Below are 21,376 nucleotides of genomic sequence, written 5' to 3'. Positions count from 1 at the left end.
CTGGCAAGTGTAAGGAAAGCGCAGAGCAAGTCGGCGCTTTGGTATAAATACAAGGCGACAATATGGCAGTATCATTTCGCTGTAACTTGCAGAAAATACTCAGCTACTTCGGTGTGCGCGTCGGCGTTTACGCGATGTCAATGATCCCAAGGCAAGGGATACACACGCCAGAAAATATCGCGCTCGTTCTTCGGTAAGTGCAGCAATTGTTCGCGCATTGCGGCGCTGATTTGCGCGGTGCACGAGTAACTGTGATAACCATCGATACCGAGTAATTTTTCTTCCCAGTGCGTGGCGATGCTGCTGCTGGCCGGGTCAGGCAGTACGGCCGGATTCAATTTGGCCGCAGTGTTGAGAAATGCCGTAGCCAATCCGCGCAGCGGTAACGGCGACTCGAATTCGACACCGAAGATACTGCTCGAAGAAGCGTGGGTCAGCATCGCGGCCAAGCCGAACAGCAAGGCCCCTTGTTCCGTCGCTGGGCTGTTTTGCATCAGGAAATTCTCCAGCACTTGCTGTGTGAAGGCCGGGGTCAGCAGGCGCCGTGCCCGTTTTGCCGGATCGGCGTGCGGCAGAATCATGGTTTCAAAGCGATCGCTGAGCAGCGCCATGTCCGGCTGAGTCAGATATTTTTTGGTATATTTGGGAGTCTGCATCGCCGCGATCAAGTCAGTTTTGAATTGTTCCGGCAACTGCAGTAAATCGATGAAGCTCAAACGCCGTCCTTGTTGCCGTGTCTGACTATAAATACGGCCTAATAGCGGGAATTGATGAAACACCGCTTCATCGGTACCGAGCAAAGATTTTTCCGCCGGACTCAAATTTTGAAAAGCTTCATGATTCTCACTACGTCCGAAATAGGCAAAATTTTTCCATAGCTCGGGATCATCATGGACTGTTTCCGATAGCAGGCCGTCCGCATGCGCAGCCGGTAAGCTGACTAGCAAACGCCCGGAAGGGGTGCTCAAAACACGCACGGTTTGTTCTATCGCTAAGTCAGGGTTGTCGCCGGGATCCATGATCAAGCTGATTTCTTCTCTGGTCTCTGGGGGCAGTTGCAACCAAGCGCGGCGCGCAATTTGTCGTGACAAATCTTGCAGACCGATATGGCTGGCAGCCTGTCCGCGCACGATTAATTGATTGATCAAACCACTGTGTTGAAAGACGAAATTTTCCTTGTTCATTTCTGTTCTTACATGTAATGCCAATGCCTGCAGTTTGAGTCGGTTGTTACTTTCCAGTAAGGTCGATTCTGCTTGCAGTATGGCTTGTGGCAGTAATTGACTTTCGATGAAACGCAGTACCATCGGATCTTGCATATAACAATCGTCTTCTTTGAGCAAGACATCGGAAAAGGAATCGAGATACGGACCCAAAGGCAAATTTTTTCGCATCAAGTGTTCTAACAAGGAACGCATGGCCGGCACTTTGATTTTAGGCTCGGCAATGTGATCGATGGCGCGCAGCAGTGAACCGGTAGCAGGGTTGGCGAGATGATGGAAATGTATGTCGAGCAAGCGTTGCTGTTCATTGATATGGCGAAGCGCGGCAATTTCATTGACGATGGGCCAGACGAAATCGATCTCACTGTAAGCATCGAAACGGGCATCTTGAAAACGCGTGCGCATGTCGATTACGACATCGCGCCAGCGTACCGCACGCAGATCGGCATGTTGCAAATCCATGCCTTTGAGATTGATATTGCTTAATTCTGAACCGCGCAGATAGCCGACTCCATTGAGCGAGCGGGCGAGTGCGAGACTGAGACTGCCGCCACTGACATCGGAAAAATTGATGCCTACCGGTTTCATGCGCAGCTTTTCAGCAACGGCTTTTTCCAATGTCAGGCGATCGACATAACCGCTATCATATTGTGCCGCGCCCAGTTTACTGCGCCACGGGTGGTAATCGATATGCCAGCGTTGAAACTGATCGATCTTCAAGGGTGCCCGGCGTATCACCGGTGGTGCCGAGCGATCATTGCTGAGTTCGTTCCAGATCAAGTCATAGCCCTGGGTTGCATCAGGTTGTAGCACGGCATACGCTGGCGCAACGTTGGAGCGGCGCAGCGCGGTTTCAGCAATCGTGCGTGGCGAGCTAGGAATAAAATCGTAGCTGAGATAATGCGCACTCTCATGGCTGCGTAAGGAGGAAAACGAAGCCGGCGTCACTTTGTCGTTGCGATGGACTAATACCACGCGGTCGTGAAACACATTGCGTGGCTGAATCTGTAAGGCGATCGCCCCGGTCAGTTCCGATAAGCCAGGGACTTCTACTCGCTCTCCGCTACTGTCAGAACGTTCGGAAGTCATGGTGTTGACGTGGGCTTCGCCGGTGAGGGCGACGAATTTCTCATGGCCTTTGAGGGTGTTGTGGATCGCGGTTTGAAATAGAAAATTGCTGACCTTCAGATCTGCCACGGTTTCCTCAAAACTGGCGTCTGAGGTGGCAAACACATGGCGCAGCATATTGGATTGTCCGCGGCCGGAGGTGAAGGCGCTAGGGCGATAGCGGTCTGGTACGCTCGACACCAGCGTATCCATACAGTGGATGCGCATACCGAGTTCGGTGGCGCGTGCGACTGTCATCGTATAGGGGCGAAACGCCTGTTCAGGATGAGCAGTTTGACGCAGTAAATCCTCATCTTTACGTTGTAAGGCGGAGAGCATACGTGGTGGCATGCCGGCCGCCAGGTTTTTGCGGTAGGCCAGTAAATCGTTGTGAAACTGTTCGGCGGGCAAACTTTGTATGTAGACACGGCGCACGCCGTGTTGTTGCAAGCGTGGTAAATTATGGTATAAAAATTCCAAGGCGCTGGCTGGGTGGTAGGCCTCGACCCCGACCACGATACCGGGCGCGCTGTGTAACATGCCAGAAAACAGATCTTCCAAACTGACCATGGTGCCGGGCGTGTGCGGGTAAGGAGGACGGTGCAGGCGCGGCGATGCAGCAAAGTAACGGTTGGCATCGCTGAGTAATTTCTCACGTTGGCGATGCCAACTGCTGAGGACGGGATCGCCGTGGTATTTGTCAATATTTACATCGAAGGCTTGTTCGAATTCATGCTGCAGGCGCAGCACATTGCGCTGCAGATTGTCGCCCTCGCTCCAGCTTGCCGGTAAGCGGTATGCCGACAAGGGGTCGTTGCCGAAGCTCAGTTGTTGGCGCAGACGCGTAAAACGACTGGTGCTGGCCGGGTTGATGCAAGCCGCTTCAGGTTTGTCGGCGCGTTTCCCGCGCGTTCGCTCTGTTTGTGTTGCCGTTTGTGTTGCCGTTTGTGTGTTAGTTTGTGTCGGGTTTTGCGCGCCAGCATAGGACACGACTTCCGCCTTCACCAATTCCATGCCATGTTGATCCGCGCCGCGTCTGCGGGTCAAACGTAGGGTGCTGTTTTGTGGCAAAACAAAGCTGCAACGCGCTCGCTGCTGCCGTTCCAGCCAATGATAGCGGGCTGCCGCGCTATCTTGCCATTCAAATTCCGGCGTCGTCACGAATTGTTCGCCATGCACGTTCAAATGGAGGTGTTGACCAAGCGAAAAATGGCTGAGATCAAACAGGAAATCGCGCTCGCCGGCGATGCCGCCGCCGGCCATCTCAATCAAGTGACGACTGAGACGCTGGGTCGCGCCAGGTGCGGCGATGGTTTCGTAGATTGTTACGTTGGCCAGAAAGGGTGTATCGAAGCCGGTGCCACGGCCCATCGTGAACACTAGACGCGCGTCCCCCTTGACTTGCAGATCAGCCAGATGGCCGAGCAGGCGCGGTTGATCTGGCCTGGTGGCGGCCAGCAAGGCACCGCTGATGTGATCATAGACTACCGCTGCCTCGGCGTGGCGCAGGCCATCGATCAACTGCGCTTGTCGCCAGCGTTCTTGTAGCAGCAGATGGTCTTGTCTATCGGCACGTTTCGTCCGTTGCAACAGACTGCCGATGCTTGGGTAACGCCGTCCATTGATCTCGATTCCAGATGGCGGGAAAATCGGAATCGCCAGGGTCATCCGGTCATTCTTGCGAATTTGTAAGTTACCCCGCGTACCGAGATAAAACTGGTAGTCGGGCAAGCGTTCCAGGTGTAAGCGCAGAGGGGCCGGATCGACCAAGTCGGATGGCAATTTGGGTGCATTGTGGAAGATGAATTTTCCTTCCAAATCATTCGGTATGCGAAACAGTTCAGTGCCGGGGGTGATATGCAAAGACTCGCGGGCGTCGACACTCCAGAGTGTCACTTCGGCACTGCGCTTGCTGCAGCGTAGCGTGCGGCGATGACCGCGTAATTCGATGTGATAGTCGCCCGACATCAGAGTCCCGACGTCCCCTTCGCCGACGCTGAGTACATCACCGCTCTCGCTATGGCGCAGCAAATGCTGGTACGCCGTGTCGCCGGGATGCGTGCTCGCACCCAGATAGGCGAACTGGCCTTGTGCGTAGCGGCTCGGGATGGCGATCAGTTGCTGTTGGAAAGAAAGATAAAAATAGCCACCGGTACCGGCCTGGCTGATCCACAGTAAACCAGCCTCACCCTCGACCGGCAGTGGCTGAAATTGCATTCCAGAAAATCGTTGTGCTTGCGCTGGCGTCAGCGCGAGCGCGAAACGCGCCTGCGAACGACTGCCTGGCGGCGGCATGTCGCGCGCGGGACGATACAGTTCCAGCCAAGCGCTGGGTTGATTCTGGCTGTCTGGACTGGCTTGGCGCAGCATCAGCCAATGCTGCTGCTGCGTCTTGATGAATTGGCTGGGTTCGGTACAATGTAAGCTCTCGCCTGTTGCCGCGCGCCAGATCACGCCATGCGCCGGATCTTGATCGGAATGGGCCAGCACCGGCAGGCAGTTTGGGCGCGGGCAGACATAGCTGGCCGCTGCTGCGCGCAAAGCGCGTTCATCGCTCAGTTGCGGCCAGCGCAAGGCGGCGATGCGGGCGCAGGCCTGGTCGACCTCGATGTCGTAGCGCAGCGCCGGTTTGCTGGGCTGATCGGCATGCCACTGCGGCCGCTGATCGTGCAGTTCTTGATAGATCTCGAGGTGACGCGCCAGATCGGCTAAGCGGGCATTGAACTGTGCGCTTTGCTCGAGTTGGTAATGGCTGGCCAGCGCGCGCACACTGAAATACCGACTACCAGGCAGATCCGGGCGCAGCGCTTGATTCAATGGCGATAGTCGACTCACTTCCAGCGTCACGCGGTGCAAGCGTTGAGCAATTTCACTGACACCTTGGACATCGATGCCGTCATGCTTGGCAGCGCGCATGTCGCGATCACGCACGCTCAATAGGAGCTCGCGGTAGGCGCTGAGATCGCGCAAGGCGACCGCGGCGGCGCTGCGCTGTGCCTCGGCGGGTGTGGCCGCTGTCGCATTGTTGGCATGCAGCGTGCGGAGCGTGCTGCCTTCCTGAAGTCGCCAGAGACCGTCACCTAGTGGCAGTAATTGCGCCGCCCCATTATCCCAGCATGGGCCGATGGCGGCGTCAAAGCTGAACCAGCCTTTGTGGAGTTTCAAGCCAGAGAAAAAGGCCGGCGTCAAGACGTCGGTGAGGGCGCTGGCTTGATTCACGGTCCAGCGCAGCAAGTGATTTTCTCGCACTGCCAGATAATGCTGTTCGTCTGTGCTGCCGAGATAGCGCAAGGAATCGGCCGCCACACCGGCTTCGAGCGTCAGCCAATGCTGTGTTTCGGGCGCATAGAGCGACAGCCGCGCAGTGTTGACGGCGCGGTCGGGCTCAAACCAGTGCACGCACAGTACCTGTGCCAGTGGTGCCGGCGCGGCCAGTAAGGCGCTCTGCAGTGTGGCCGGGCTTGGCATGGGGTTTTTTTTCGGCCAGTGGATGCGCCTCACCTCGCGTTCGGCCGTGGCCGTGGCTTGCAGTTGGAATAGACCGGTTTGTTCGCTACGGTCGGCCACAAAATCTTCCAAGCGCGCTTGGGTCAGCGCCAGTTGACGATCGATTTTCTGCCATTGCGCCGCGTCGAGCGGGCTGCTGGCATTGCGTGCTGCGCCGCGCTGCAAATCGGCCGGTAGCAGCGCGGCGAGTGCGCTATCGAGTGGAAACCGACCGAGTGCGCTATCCCAGCGGCGGCGCTCTTCGGCGCGGGCATCGTTCAGTGGTTCACGTTGCAGATAGGCGAGTGCGACCCGGCCATCGTTGTTGAGCATGACGTGCGGGGTATGTTCACCTTGCCGGTTTTGCTCTTGCAGTTGCGGCCATGCTGCGCGCACGGCCCGCACATCGTTGAGATGGGCGCACACCTGCAGGTAGCGCAAGGAAGGCAGCGCCGGCAACGCTACGCTGCGCTGTTGGCCGTCATGGTCGAACCATTGCCCACTACTGTGGCGGTACACCAGCCAGCGCCGACCATCGCCGCGCGCGGCGCGCAGTACATACTCGGGCGGCACATGCGGCAGCGCCGGCGGTAGCAGCAGACTGGTACTCATGTCGTCGCTCCAACGCCCTTGTATTACTTCGCGACGTAAACTTAAGCCGGCATGATTGATGACTACCGGGAAATCGGCCGCAACCAAGCCGGCCGGCAGCGCGGTGTTGGCGCTGAGGTCGGCAACGTGCAGATGAAAAATTTGGGTGCTACGGTAAGCACTGAGAAAATCTTGATGGCAACGCTTGATCAAGCTCATGATGTCCGCCGCGCTGACTAACACTTCTTCATATTCGAGATGGGTGCGTAACAAGGCTTTTTTTTGCGTCCGACGATGGGCTGGAATATCTAGTGACCATGCTTCCTCGGGGCCGCCGGCAAACAAGGGATACAGTTCGGTAGCGAAGAAGACATCGAGGGTGCTGTTGTTGATGCGCAGATCGGCAGCACGGATCGTGCTTTGACTGGTTTTGCTCCAACGCTCAACGAAAAAATCCAGCCTTTGCCGCCATAGCATCTCGAATTCTTTGCGCGGCAGCGAGACATTTTCGCGCTCTATGGTCAATTGTGAAGGCTGTTCGGGGGAAATGGAAAACAACAGCCGTTCCGCGGTGCTGCCGAGTGATAAGCGGTCCAGCGTCAGTTGCAGTACGATGGCACCCCCTGCGCTGCTCAGCGCCGTCTGTTTCAGTGCCGGGCTCAGCAAGAGTGTGGTGGCCAGTGGCGTCGTGCTGTGATAATGCAAAGAGCACAGGCCGGCATGGGCGCTGTTATTGCTGGGCTTTGGCAGCAATAGCATGGGTGTTTCGGCGATGACGGTTTTTTTGGTGGGATGACCAACCCGTATCAATGACTGTATCACCGTACTATAAAACACCGCGTTGCTGATGCTGTAGTAGCGCCCGTAACGTTGCACAAACTGGGCACGCTGCGGGTCATTTGCATACAGAAAATGGTAGCGATAAGAATCGCCCTGAATCGGCACCAGAGTTTGATCAGGGACGAGATCAAGTTGGACCGTCACTAAGCTGTGATCGGCCGGCAAGGCGAGTCTTCGCTCACCGTCCGACAGACGCAAGACTTCGCTCAAGGGGAGCGGCGTATTTTGGCTCAGGTACGGGCTGCGCGGACGCTGTAACGGCGGGTCGAGGCGAAAGGCTTGACGAAGATAAGCTGGCGACTTTTGTGCACTGGCACTGCTCCACTTACGTTCCAGCATTAATTCATTCGCCGGTTCGATAGGTTGATGGGCCAGCCATTGCATCGGTGACAGCAGATACACGAGCGTGGAGAGAAAATCCGGTTCGTTGACGACGCTGCGTGCGAGGTCTTCGGCGACCAGTCCTTGCATGATGGAAATGGCACCGCGGCGGTAGCGGCAGCTGGTTTTATCGACTACCAGCCAATTGACCGGTGCTTGCGCGTTGGTAGCGAGCGAGGCCAAGCCATGTGCTGTGGTTTCTTGTAAGGCCAGTGGTGTTTCGAAGGCAGAAAAAACGGTCTCGAGTTCGGCGCAGACGGCGTTGGCTTTGGCCGCCATATCGCGGATTTCGTAGATCCAATCACGGAATTCCAGTCCGGCTTGGTAGGCAAACGCCAGCGGATTGATATCGGCCGCCAGCATGGCCGCGACATTGAGCGCGCTACCGAAACCGTCGCTGATGAAACTGTCCCAAGCGCGCTGCTGCTGTTGTGGCGATAAATTGCCGCTTTGTAATTCGTCCGCGCTTTGCTTGAGTTTCAGAAAAGCATCGACCAACTGCGTGCCGCTCAATAATTGACTCAAACGCTGTGCGTGATGGCCGACGCGTTCCCAGCGTGCCAAGCTGGCAGACTCATGGACCAAGGCGGGTTCAACGGTTTGCCTTTGGCGCATTAATTTCAGTTGGATATAGTGCTCACTCAAATCGGCTACTGAGCTCATCAGTGCCAGCGCTGAGGCCGTGGAATTGAGCCCGGTGACGGCGCTGTCTTCAATTTGGCGCAGATCGTAGAAGGTTTGACCGATGCGCAAGAGACCGCTCAGCGGTGCTGCGTGCGCTGGCGACGAACTGCTGAAATCGCGCGTCAAGCCTTCCATGCGGTGTTGCCCGACCGAATTGAGTAAGTCCGTTTCCGTGACGACGCGGTGAAATTGTTGGCCATCGCTGCCTTGATGGATAAAGTCTATGCTGCCGTCGGCCAGACGATCGAGTCCAACCAATTCGGCATCGCGTACATGCAGGCTGGTCAAGTCGCGCCAGAAACGGGTTTGGGTAAAGTCGATGACGCGCTCACTCAATGGCGGTGTGAGTTCGAGTTGTTCGAGCGCGTAGTTGTGATCCTGCTGGCGCTGTGCTGCGGCGGCCTCAAGTTCGGCCTCGTTGGCCTGGCGTTGACATTGCGCCGCTTGCAGTTGCCTGAGCAGGGACATGAACGCCATTACAGGCAAAGCCAACGGTGAGGTGGCTTTTTTCCAGCTCAGCAGCGCCAGTGGCAGGCTCAAACCCGCTAAGGCGCTGCTGCTGGCCGCGACAGTCTGGGCCTGAGGGGCTGATGGTACCGCTGACTTGTCTGCTGCGTCTAAGGGCGGCACCAGCAGTGCTTGGCTCAGCCATTGGAAGTGCATGAGCGCGGCGGTCTGTTGCTGTAAATTAGTATCGCGCAGATAGCTGCGACGAAACGCCGGGTAGCTTTGTTGCGGGATAGTGACGTGTTGCGCTTCCCATTGTTCGCGCAGTTGTTGTAAAGAATCAGCTTGTGCGGCGATCAATTCCTGGGCGATGCTGTGGAAGGCCAAGATGGTTTCTTGATCGGGATGGGTGCGTTGCCGAGTCAACCATTGTTGGTAGGCGAATTGGCTTAGTTGTTTGATCACGCTGGCCGTCTCCAGCGGCGCGAGTTGGTGGTTAAACGCCGCTTTGACCGCTCGTTCGCGCGTCGCTCTGTGTGCTTGCAACTGTTGGCCCGTCAGCGCGGCCCCGGCAACGCTGGCACCGGCCGCTAAAACCTGGCTCAGTACAATCAAGCCGAAACCGGCCCAGGTGGTGCTGCTCCATGGTGTCGCGCAGCTGGGCAGGGAGAGTCGGTGGCTCTGGCGTAAATCGGCGAGCGCGGCCGTGAGCGGCGCGTTATTGCCTTGCAGCCAGATCGACCCATGCCAGCAGTGCAAGGCCCCGGCGCACAGATAATCGAAGTCTTCGGCGCGCTGTACGAGTGGGCGAAATAATTCGGTATAACGGTATTGGCTCAGTGTCGGTAGTTTGCCTGCAGCATCAGCGATGGCATGGCCAATACGCCGGTAGGCGCGGGTCAGCTGTGTCGTTTGCAACTGTACTTGGTGTAACTCGGCGGCCTGCGCTGCAGCATAGGCGGGTAATTTCTCGCGTAAGTTTTCGGTATCTTTGCGCAGCGCCGCGTGCAGTTTTTGTACTGCTGACAGCGCACTGGCGAGTGCCTCGCGGGCAGCGCCAGCGGCAAGGGTTTGTTGCAGTGCTTCCCAGTGCGCGCTTTGGCTCATACTACTCGTGAGTAATTGCTCTTGCGCAGTAATTTGGGCGGCGTCGAGGTCGCGGTAATGCTCGCCGGGGCGGGTACTGCGCAACCAGGCAGTGATCGCGTTCAGGTAGTCTTTGCTGCGCGCATCGTTGAACTCTTCGCTATGCTGGAGTGCCTGTTCGATCTGCCTGACTTGACTCTTGAGTTCGGCGCGGGCGACGCCCGCATCGATCTGATCGAGTAGCACGTGCTGTCGCGTCAGGGCCTGTTGGCGTTTTTTTTCTATGCATTGCGCCTGTCTGACTGCCGGCCAACGTTCCAATTGCTGCGCCAATTTTTGCAAGCGCTGCTCGATGTGGCTGCTGCGCTGACGTAACGCGGCATCGGTTTGCCATAGTTGTTCGCGTGCCGTTTCCAGACTGCGTAATTGCCGTGCCTGCACGCAGCGCTCGTCCTGGCTGAGATTACTAAGACTACGAGCACGAAAAAAATTCACTATTCTGTGCCACATAGCAGCTTGCGGCCTCGCCCTGGCAGTAGCGTCATGCGACAACTGCACATCACTGTTATTGATGCGCGTGATCGTCATGCGCGGCAGCTGACTGGCATTAGCGCTGTTTCCAAATAGTCGGATGGAGGGCGATAGACTGCTTTCTGAAAGAGATTCAATCATGGCGATTTCCTAACAGGGAGATGGACGCCAAGATCGCAGAATGAGCTTTCGTGCTCATTCAAAATTCGTTCATTCAGAAAGTGGCGGCGTTTGGTCTGGCAGGACACGGCTCATCCACGTTGCCGAGGCGTTTGGCCGGCCGTACCGAACAGTGTCAGCATGCCCAAGATCGCCAAGGTATTGCCGCAACCTGCGCGCGCCGCCGATTCTAAGGTCAAGGCAATGCGCGGGGCGTTGAGCAGATTGAATGCGCAAGCTGCTGCTTCGGCCGTGGCGCTGAGGTACTGATCGTCAATGCCAGAGCGGTGCAGGCATTTTGTTGGTTTTTGGCTTGGTATGCGTTGCAGCATGGATGGCGGGGATTTTTGTCTGGCGACTGCCGTGTTCTGAGTGATGTCGAGCAAGACGAGTTGCAGGCGCTGCTCATGTTTCTCGGCATATGCAGAAATCGATGCGCGCAATGCTCGCAAGCTTGCATGATCACATGGCGTTTGGCGCGCCGCTTGTAAGGCGCGGTAAAAATCGGTGGGCGCTTGCCATTTTCCATTTTGCAAACAACGATAAGCGGCACCTTCTATACACAATACCGGGGTAGAAAAATCCTTGATGCCTAATTGCTTAGTGGAAAGTTGTTGCGGTGCTTCGCCGGCCCGATAGCGCGTCCCTTGTTCCCGCTTGCTATCGATCAGAATTACCTGTCGGCATACGCCAGCTTCTACGCACAGGTAGGCGAGACAATGCGCACTGTGGGCGCGCGTTTTCAGTGCCAGTATCAGGTCATTTTGCCGGGACGAAATATTGGATGCCAGCTGCCGCTTGCCGGCACGACGCATCTGCGTGAAGGCCTTGCTTGGCGGCTGTGTCAAGCTAAGACTGACCGGCGCGATGCAGCGCAGTTGATGGTTATACACGCGTTGCCGTAATCCTAAACGACGTGCGGGTCTGCGCAAATCGCTCGCAGAAAAATGGTAAGTGAGACAGAGAAAATGCTCAGTGAATGTTGCGGCCTTGGCGCTAAGGGGGAGATGAAACATGGCTTTCCTTAAAATGCTGGCGACACCGGCGTGTGTGCCAATTTGTTGGAGAAGTAACAATATGACAGCAGGTGTTTAGTTCCTCTTTCAGAAAACGACCACATTCAACACGGCCCACATGGTGTGCTTTGTTTATCAAACAAACTGCCGAAATAGCTCAATGCATTGCTGAACGCCAATCATAAAAAAGCTTGTAAAAAAATACAAAAGAAAAAAGTAGACTAAATAACGCATTTTGAATCGCCTTTAAATAGCAGTTTTTGAAAACAGTTTTTAGCCGGAAACATAACGTTGTTTTTTTTACTATAAACTTATAAAAAAGGATTTTAAGCTTGAATTTCAATCCGAGAAGATATGTAATTGATCACAAGAAGGCGCATTTTTTCCCTTTATTTTTCTGCGCATGACGCTGAAGAAACGAAGCCGGAAGCGCTTGGCGTAATCGGTATGCCCATTCCAGTCTTAGCTTACTGGCGACTTCTTCAACGATGGAAATGTCACGGCGTCAGAGCGGAGCAATCGTATGAATCATGTTTATCGATCGATTTGGAATGCGGCCAGCGGTGCCATGGTTGCGGTAGCAGAAAATGCCCATTCTCACGCGAAAGGTCGATGCGCCAGCGCACGCCGTAGCGTCCAAAAACAGCCGCTGTTATGCCCACGCACGGTCGCTCAACTCGCTCTTTTATTGTTAACCGTATTGGCCACGGTGCCGGCCGGTGCAGGTTCACTGAGTTGGGATGCCAACGGTGCTAGCGCCGGTTCGGGCGGCAGCGGCACCTGGGATACTGCGACGGCCAATTGGTATGACGGGGTGGCGTGGTCAGCGTGGAATAATGCCGGCAGCAGCGATGCCGTATTGAATGCGGCGATCGCGCCCAACAGTGGCAGTGCCGTCGCGGTCGCAGGCGCGATCAATATCAATAATCTCACCAGCAACAGTGCTTACACGCTCACTGGCGGCAGCCTGGGTTTGGCCGCTGGCGGTTCGACCATCAGCGCCAATGGCGGCAATCTGAGCATTGCTTCGGTACTGTCCGGTGCCGGCAGCGCCTTAACCACGGCCGGCAACGCCAGCGTGATACTCAGCGGTGCCAATACCTATGGGGGCACCACGACGATTTCGTCCGGTAGCTTGCAAATCGGTGCCGGCAGCACCAGCGGTAATCTCGGCAGCGCCGCCGTGATCGATAACGGCAGCTTGGTGCTCAACCGTAGCAATGCCATGACGGTCAGCAATGCCATCAGTGGCAGCGGCAACTTGCTTAAAAGCGGGGCCGGCACCACCATCCTGACCGGTGCTAATACCTACGCGGGTCCGACCACGATTTCGGCCGGTATCCTGCAAATCGGTGCCGCCGGCACCAGCGGCAGCTTGGGGCTAGGCGCGGTGAGCAATAACGCGACGCTGCTGTTCAATCGCAGCGACACGCTCAACGTTGCGAATGCCATCAGCGGTACGGGAGCATTGACGCAAAGTGGCAGCGGTACCCTGCGCTTGAGCGGCACCAACACCTATAGCGGCGCTACCAGCGTGACGGCCGGCACGCTGCAAGGCGGTGCCGCCAACAGCTTGAGCAGCAACTCCGCGCTCACTCTCTCGGCCGGTGCTAGTCTCGATTTGTTTGGCAATAATCAAAGCATCGGTTCTTTGAGCGGCACCGGTGGCACCGTCAGTAACAGCGCGGCTGTCGCCGCCGTGCTCAGTACCGGCTCGAACAACGCCAACGGTTCGTTTGCCGGTGTGATACAGGATGGTGTCGGCACGACCGCCCTGACTAAACTTGGCACTGCCACGCAGATTTTGAGCGGCACTAATACCTATAGCGGCGGCACCAATATTTTCAGCGGCATCTTGCAACTCTTAGGCACCACCGCGAGCTTCGGCACTGGCAACATCATCGATAACGGCACTCTCGCTATCAACCGCAGCAATTCGTTTACCTTGGCCAATGCCATTTCCGGCACCGGCGGCTTGACCAGATTCGGCATCGGTGGTATCACCACGATTTTGACCGGTGCCAATACCTACAGCGGTACGACAGCCAGCACCGGTAATTTACAAATCGGTAACGGCGGCACCAGTGGCACGCTCGGTAGCGGTGCGGTGACCATTACTAACGGCAGCTTGATTTTCGATCGTAGTGACGCGCTCACTGTCGCCAACACCATCAGTGGGAACGGTGCCTTGTCCCAGATCGGCGCGGGTACCACCACGCTAAGCGGGGCCAACAGTTATTCCGGCAGCACCACCATTTCTGCCGGGGTCTTGCAAATCGGCGCCGGTGGCAGCAGCGGGACACTGGGTAGCGGTGCGGTGATCGACACCACCGCCTTGCTTTTCAATCGCAGCAATACCTTGAGCGTCGCCAACGCCATCAGTGGCGCCGGCAGTCTGAGTCAGATCGGCAGCGGCACGACAATCTTGAGCGGTGCCAATACCTATACCGGTGCCACCAGCATTGCGGCCGGCACCCTGCAAATCGGCGCCGGTGCCGCCAGCGGCAGTCTCGGCACGGCGGCCGTGAGCAATAACGGCAGCCTGGTTTTTAATCGCAGCGATGCGATCACAATCAATAACGTCATCAGCGGCAGCGGCAGCCTGAGCCAAAACGGCACCGGCACCACGGCCCTGACGCGTGCCAATACCTATACCGGCACGACGACCCTCAATGCCGGTACCTTGCAGCTCGATTTTTCTGCCGTCGGCGCACCGGCGAGCAATATCATCGCCAGCACTTCTGGCGTGGTATTCAACGATAGTGCGGCCACGCTGGAAGTCAAGGGCAAGGCCGGGCAAAACGGTTTGGTACAATCGTTCAATGGCATCAGTACCGTTTCCGGCAATGGCGGGGTGATGAAATTGACGCAAAATGGTGCCACCGATATCGATGTCAACATAGGCGCGCTCGGCGTCGATAGCGTCGCCAATTTTGTCGGTGCCACTGGCTCGGCCTTGGGGGCACGCATCATTACCAGCACTAATCTCGGCGGCAATGATGGCTTGACTCAGCTAGGCGGCGGCGTTTTGTGGAATGGCACGAATTTTGTTTCGATACAAAAAGTCGCCGGGGTCAATTATGTGGTGGCGCTGGCAGCACCACAGCAAAATGTCTACACCGGCTCGGCCGGTGGCGCGCAAGTAATTCCGACTTCGGGCGGCCAAAATGCCATCATCAATTTGTTAGAAGGTGGTGCCGTCGGAGCGCCGAATTATCTCGGCGCGGCCAGTACGACCATACAATCGTTGCTGATGACGGCCACCACCACACCGGCAGTGATCGCCATGAATCATAATTCCGCCAATGATACGCTGGTGGTCGGCAGCAATGTTGCTGCCAGCCAGAATGGCACGATCGCTTTGACCTCGCCGGCACAATCCTTGACCATCGGTCAGACCCCGAATCAAGGTTTTCTCACCGCGGGCGCCAGCGCAGCCTCCACCCTCAGCCTGACCAATGCCAGCCCGAGTGCCGTGCTGAGCGTCAATAGCGTGATCCGTGATAATGCCGCTGCCGGTGCCGTCTCTTTAAACAACGACAACATCGGCGGTGGTACGACGATTCTGGCGGGTAATAATACTTACAGCGGGACGACTTCGATCGGTTCAGGAACCCTGCAAATCGGTGCGGGTGGCACGAGTGGTACTTTAGGTGTCGGTGCGGTGGACAATGATGCCAACTTGGCCTTCAATCGCAGCGATACGATGACCGTCGCCAATGCCATTAGCGGCGAGGGAAATCTTAAACAAATTGGCAGCGGCACCACCATCTTGAGCGGTACCAACAGCTATCTCGGCAGCACCACGATCTCGGCTGGCAGCTTGCAAATCGGTGCCGGTGCCGCCAGCGGCAGCTTGGGTAACGGTGCCGTCATCGATAATGCCAATCTGAGCTTCAATCGCAGCGACAGCGCGACCATCAACAATGCCATCAGCGGCAGCGGCAGCCTCAGCCAGAGCGGCAGCGGCACGACGATCTTGAGCGGTATCAATACGTATAGCGGCGCGACCACGGTCACGGCCGGCACGCTGACGGGCGGCATCGTCAACGCCTTCGGCAGCAATTCGCTGCTGAGCACGGCGGCCGGCGCGACGCTCGATCTCGGCGGCTACAACCAAAGCCTGGGCGGGCTAAGCGGCACGGCCGGCACGGTCAGCAACAGCGGCGCGGCGGCGACGTTGAGCGTCGGCACGGCGAATGGGGCGACGACGTATCTCGGTGTGTTACAAGATGGTGCCGGTCAATTGGCCTTGCAAAAAGTCGGCAGCGGCAGTCTGAGTCTAGGCGGTGCCAATACCTACAGCGGTGCCACCACGATTTCCGCCGGCAGCCTGCTCGCTGGCGCGGCCAATGCCTTCAGTGCGCAATCGGCGTTCAGTACTGCCAGCGGTGCCAGTCTCAATGTCGCGGGCTTCAATCAAACCATCGGTTCACTGGCCGGCAGCGCCGGCACCGTCACCAACAGCGCGGCGACGGCGGCCGTGCTCAGTAGCGGTGCCGACAATACCAGTACTAACTTTGCCGGTGCGCTGCAGAATGGCGCGAGTGTGCTGGGCTTCACCAAAATCGGCAGCGGCACGCAAACCCTGAGTGGGACGAATACCTATACCGGTACCACCACGATTAGCGCCGGTACTTTACAAATCGGTGCCGGTGGCAGTTCCGGCTCGCTTGGCACGGGGGCAGTCGTGAATAACGCCACCCTGAGTTTCAATCGCAGCGGCGTACAAATGGATGTCGTCAATGTGATCAGCGGCACTGGCAATCTGGTCGACAACGGTAGCAACCATGTCGTGCTGTCGGGTAATAATACCTACAGCGGCACGACCAGCATCGGTGTCGGCAGCGTGCTCTTCGCCGGCTTCGGTACCGCTACCGGTACGTTCGGTAGCGGTGCCATCATCAATAACGGCAGTGTCGTGTTTGGCCGCCGCGATACGGTCACGGTTGCCAATGCGATTTCCGGCAGTGGCTCGGTGACGCAAGACAGTCAGGGTGCCGGGACTGGCATCTTGACTTTAAGTGGCAACAATACCTATACCGGTGCGACCTTGATCCTGCACGATATACTCATGGGTGGGCGCGTGAATGCGTTTGGGCTTAATTCTGCCGTCGCCGTGACGTCTTCGGGATTTCTTGACCTCAACGGTTTCGATCAAGCGATCGGTTCGCTGACGGTCAGCGCCGACAGCGATGTCTCGAATGGCGGCAGTGTTGCCGCCACCTTGACTACCGGCAGCGACAATAGCTCGACGCTGGCGAGTGGCTTGCTGTCCGATGGCGGCAGTGCCAGCCTGGCCTTAAAAAAAGTCGGCAGTGGCACGCTCACGCTCAATCATAGCAATAATAACTATAGCGGTGCGACGACGGTGCTTGCCGGTACGCTCGCTGCCAGTGCCGTCAATGCCTTTGGGAGCAACTCAGCCGTCACCATGGCCGCTGGTGCCACGCTCGATCTTGGTGGCTTCAATCAAGCCATCGGCTCCTTGTCCGGCAGCGGCGGCGCGATCAGTAACAGTGGCGCGGCGGCGGTGACGCTCAGCACCGGCAGTGACAACAGTTCGACTACTTTTTCCGGCAGCATCAGCGATGTGGCCGGGCCGGTCGCTGTGCTCAAAACCGGCAGCGGTACGCAAATTTTCAGCGCGACCAATAGCTACAGCGGCGGCACCACGATCAGTGCCGGCACCCTGCAACTCGGTATCGGCGGCAGCAGCGGCAGCATGGGCGTGAGCAGCGCCGCTGTGCTCGATAACGGTGTCTTGGCGGTCAATCGCAGCGATGCCTTCGTGCTCAATAACCTGATCAGTGGCAGCGGCGGCATCAGCCAACTCGGCAGCGGTTCGACCAGCTTGGGCAGCGCCAATACCTATAGCGGCGCAACCAGCGTGATGGCCGGCAGCCTGATCGCCGGCGTAGCAAATGCCCTAGGCAGCAATTCGGCCGTCAGCCTTGCCAGTGCCGCCGTCTTGGATTTGTATGGCAATAATCAGAGCATCGGATCACTGGCAGGTGCCGGTGGCAGCGTCACCAGTTCGGTCGCCGGGACTGTGCTGTTGAGCACCGGTGGCGACAACAGTTCGACCGAATTCGCTGGCCTCATTCAAGACGGGGTCGCCAGCGTGAGTCTGACAAAAACTGGCAGCGGCACCCAAATACTGAGCGGCGGCAATACCAATAGCGGCAGCACTACCATTAGCGGCGGGGTACTGCAACTCGGCAATGGTGGCAGCAGCGGGGGTATCGGCAGCGGCGCGGTGATCGACAATGCCGCCTTGGCAGTCAATCGCAGCGATAGCGCCACGCTCGCCAATGCCATCAGCGGCAGCGGCAATCTGCTGCAAAACGGCAGCGGTACGACGATTTTGACGGCTGCCAACAGCTACACCGGCACGACCAGCATCACTGCCGGCACGCTGCAAGTTGGTGCCGGTGGCAGCAGCGGCAGTCTCGGCAGCGGAGCGGTGATCGATAATGCTCACTTAGTGTTTAATCGCAGTAATGCCTTGACGGTCGGCAATGCCATCAGCGGCAGCGGCAGCCTGACTCAGAGTGGTAGCGGCACTACGACTCTGGGCAGCAGCAATAGCTACACCGGTAGCACCACGCTCAGCAGCGGCACATTGGCGGCTGGCGCCCTCAATGCCTTCGGTACCAATTCAGCGCTGACTACGGCCGCTGGTGCCACGCTCGATCTGGGCGGTTTCAATCAAACCATCGGTTCGCTGGCTGGGGCTGGCGGCACGCTCACTAACAGTGGCGCGACGGCGGCGCTGCTGACCACCGGCGGCGATAACAGTACCAGCAATTTTGCCGGCAGCATACAAGACGGTGTCGCGGCTACGGCACTGAGCAAGGTCGGCAGTGGCACGCAGACACTGTCTGGCAGCAACACTTACAGTGGCGCGACTACGCTCAGTAATGGTACGTTGGCCGGCGCTGCGCTCAACGCCTTCAGCAGTCACTCCGCCGTCACGACGTTGGCCGCTAGCACGCTCGATCTTGGCGGTTTCAATCAAACCATCGGTTCGCTGGCTGGCAGTGCAGGCACGGTCAGTAACAACGGTGCCAGCGCAGCGCAGTTAAGCACGGGCGGCGACAATAGTTCGGTCAATTTCGCCGGGCACTTACAAGATGGGCTCAGCGCCATTGCTCTGAATAAAATCGGCAGTGGCACGCAGACTTTGAGTGCCGCCAATAGCTACAGCGGGCTCACCACTATCAGCGCCGGCACGTTGCAGCTCGGTGCTGGTGGCAGCAGCGGTAGCGTGGGTAGCGCTGCGGTGATCGATAATGCCAATTTACTCTTCAATCGCAGCGATACGGCGACGCTCGCTAATGCCATCAGCGGCAGCGGCAGCGTCGGGCAAAACGGTAGCGGCACGACGATACTGAGCGGTGCCAACAGCTATGCAGGCACCACCACGCTGACTGCCGGTAGCTTGCAAGTCGGTGCCGGTGGTACCAGCGGCAGCCTGGGTAGCGGTGCCGTGATCGATAATGCGAATTTGCTGTTTAATCGCAGCGATGCGTTGACGGTGGCGAATGCCATCAGCGGCAGCGGAACATTGAGCCAAAATGGTGGCGGCACCACGACATTGTCGAGCAGTAACAGCTATACCGGTGCCACACTGCTAACCAGTGGCACGCTGGCGGCCGGTGCGCTCAATGCCTTCGGCAGCAACTCGGCCGTTAGCATGGCCGCCGGTACCACACTCGATCTCGGCGGTTTTCAGCAAGCCATCGGTTCGCTGGCCGGCACCGGCGGCACGGTGAGCAACAGCGGTGTTACGGCCGCAACCCTGAGCAGCGGTAGCGATAACAGTTCGAGCAATTTTGCCGGCACCATACAAGATGGCATCGGTACCACGGCGCTGAGCAAGTCCGGCAGCGGCACGCAAACGCTGTCTGGCACCAATACGTACAGTGGCGCGACCACGCTCAACGGTGGCACGTTGGCGGCCGGGGCGGTGAATGCCTTGAGTAATCATTCGGCCGTCGTCACGGCTGCCGCTAGCACGCTCGATCTGGGCGGTTTCAATCAAGCTATTGCTTCGCTGGCCGGCAACGCCGGCACGGTGAGCAACAGTGGCAGCAATGCGGCGCTGTTGAGCCTGGGCAGCGACAACAGTTCCAGTAAGTTTGGCGGCACCATACAAGATGGCGTCAGCCTGACTGCGCTGACGAAAGTCGGCAGCGGCACCCAAACTCTTTCCGGTAGCAATACATATACTGGCGCGACTACGGTCAGTGGCGGCACCTTACTATTGGATTTCTCCGCTCCAGCAGCGGCTGTCGCGAATATCCTCGCCTCCAGCTCCAGCCTGATTCTCCAGGGCGGAACCATCGAAGTGAAAGGCGTCAGCACAGCAAATGGTTTGCTTGAATCATTTCAGAACAGTAATTCTGGTGCCGGCACCTTCAAATTAAGCCAAAACGGCGCGCAAGATATCGATGTCAATCTCGGTGCGCTCAGTAGCGACAGCGCGACCAACTTTGTCGGTGCCAGCGGCGTCACACGTGGCGCGCGTTTTATTACCAGCAGTAGCGCCGGTGCCAATGATGCCCAAACACAGGTAGCCGGTGGGGCATTATGGAATGGCACAAGCTTTGCATCTATTCAAGATGTCAGCGGGGTTCATTACCTGGTGCAATTACAATCTTCACAGCAAAACGTGTTTACCGATCCGGCCAGCGGCAGCATCGTGATTCCTGATATTCCGGCACACGATGCCATCGTGACGATACAAAACGGCGGTCCCGCGAGCAGTGCCAATCAGCTCGCTGCCGCTGTCACCACGCTGCAATCTTTGCTGATGTCTGCCAGCACCGCACCATCGACCATTGCGATGAGTCAGAACTCTGCCAATGACACCTTGGTCATCGGTAGCAATGTCGCTAACAGTCAGAATGGCACGATTGCGATCGCTACAACGGCGCAATCTTTGAGTGTGGGCCAAGTCGCAAATCAAGGCTTTCTGACGGCCGGCAGTAGTGGCGCTTCCGCGGTGAATCTAAGCAACGCCAGCGCGAGCTCGGTATTGACCGTCAATTCCGTGATCAGCGATAATGCTGGTGCTGGGGCGGTTGCGCTCAATGTTTCCAATATAGCCAATGGCACGACTATTTTAGCTGGCGATAACACCTACAGCGGTGCGACCATCATCAGTGCCGGTACGCTGCAAGTCGGTGCCGGTGGCAGCAGTGGTAGCTTGGGCAGCGCGGCGGTGACGAATAACGCTAACTTGTCTTTTGATCGCAGCAATACCCTGCTGGTCAGTAACGCCATCAGTGGTACTGGCAGCCTTAATCAAATCGGCAGTGGCACCACCGTCCTCAGCGGCGCGAATACTTACAGCGGAGCCACCACCGTCAGCAATGGCACACTGGCCGCGGGTGCCGTCGACGTTTTCGGCAGCAACTCGGCCGTCACTACGGCCGCTGGTGCCACGCTCGATCTCGGCGGTTTTAATCAAGCTATCGGTTCGCTGGCTGGTACTGGCGGCACGGTGACGAACAGCGGTGCGACAGTGGCAGCGATGACGATCGGTGGCAATAACAGTTCAGCCAATTTTGCTGGCACGATACAAGATGGTGTCAGTGCCACAGCCTTGACGAAGGTCGGCAGCGGCACGCAAACACTATCCGGCAGCAATACGTACAGCGGCGCGACCACGGTCAGTAATGGTACATTGTCCGCCGCTGCCATGAATGCCTTCGGTAGCAATTCAGCGCTGACTACTGCTGCTGGTGCCACGCTCGATCTCGGTGGTTTCAATCAAGCCATCGGTTCCCTGGCCGGTACTGGCGGCACGGTGACGAA

The 21,376-nt window shown here is 57.5% G+C and carries 3 protein-coding genes; 1 reads left to right on the top strand and 2 read right to left on the bottom strand.

From position 1 onward, the window contains the following. Positions 1 to 137: 137 nt before the first annotated feature. Positions 138 to 10,517, bottom strand: a complete 10,380-nt coding sequence (locus tag QN359_RS12845; protein WP_323493180.1) for a hypothetical protein — start codon at positions 10,515 to 10,517, stop codon at positions 138 to 140. Positions 10,518 to 10,627: 110 nt separating this feature from the next. Beyond that, a complete protein-coding gene (locus QN359_RS12840; RefSeq protein ID WP_322250866.1) occupies positions 10,628 to 11,551 on the bottom strand; it encodes a hypothetical protein in 924 nt (307 codons plus the stop codon). 523 nt (positions 11,552 to 12,074) lie between these two features. Between QN359_RS12840 and QN359_RS12835 the strand changes: the two genes are divergently transcribed. Further along, a partial coding sequence (locus QN359_RS12835) for an autotransporter-associated beta strand repeat-containing protein (RefSeq protein ID WP_323493585.1) occupies positions 12,075 to 21,376 on the top strand: 9,302 nt, incomplete at its 3' end.

Origin of the sequence: Undibacterium sp. 5I2 (assembly GCF_035019605.1) — a bacterium.
GTDB lineage: Bacteria > Pseudomonadota > Gammaproteobacteria > Burkholderiales > Burkholderiaceae_D > Undibacterium.
This window is presented reverse-complemented; position numbering and strand designations above follow the sequence as displayed.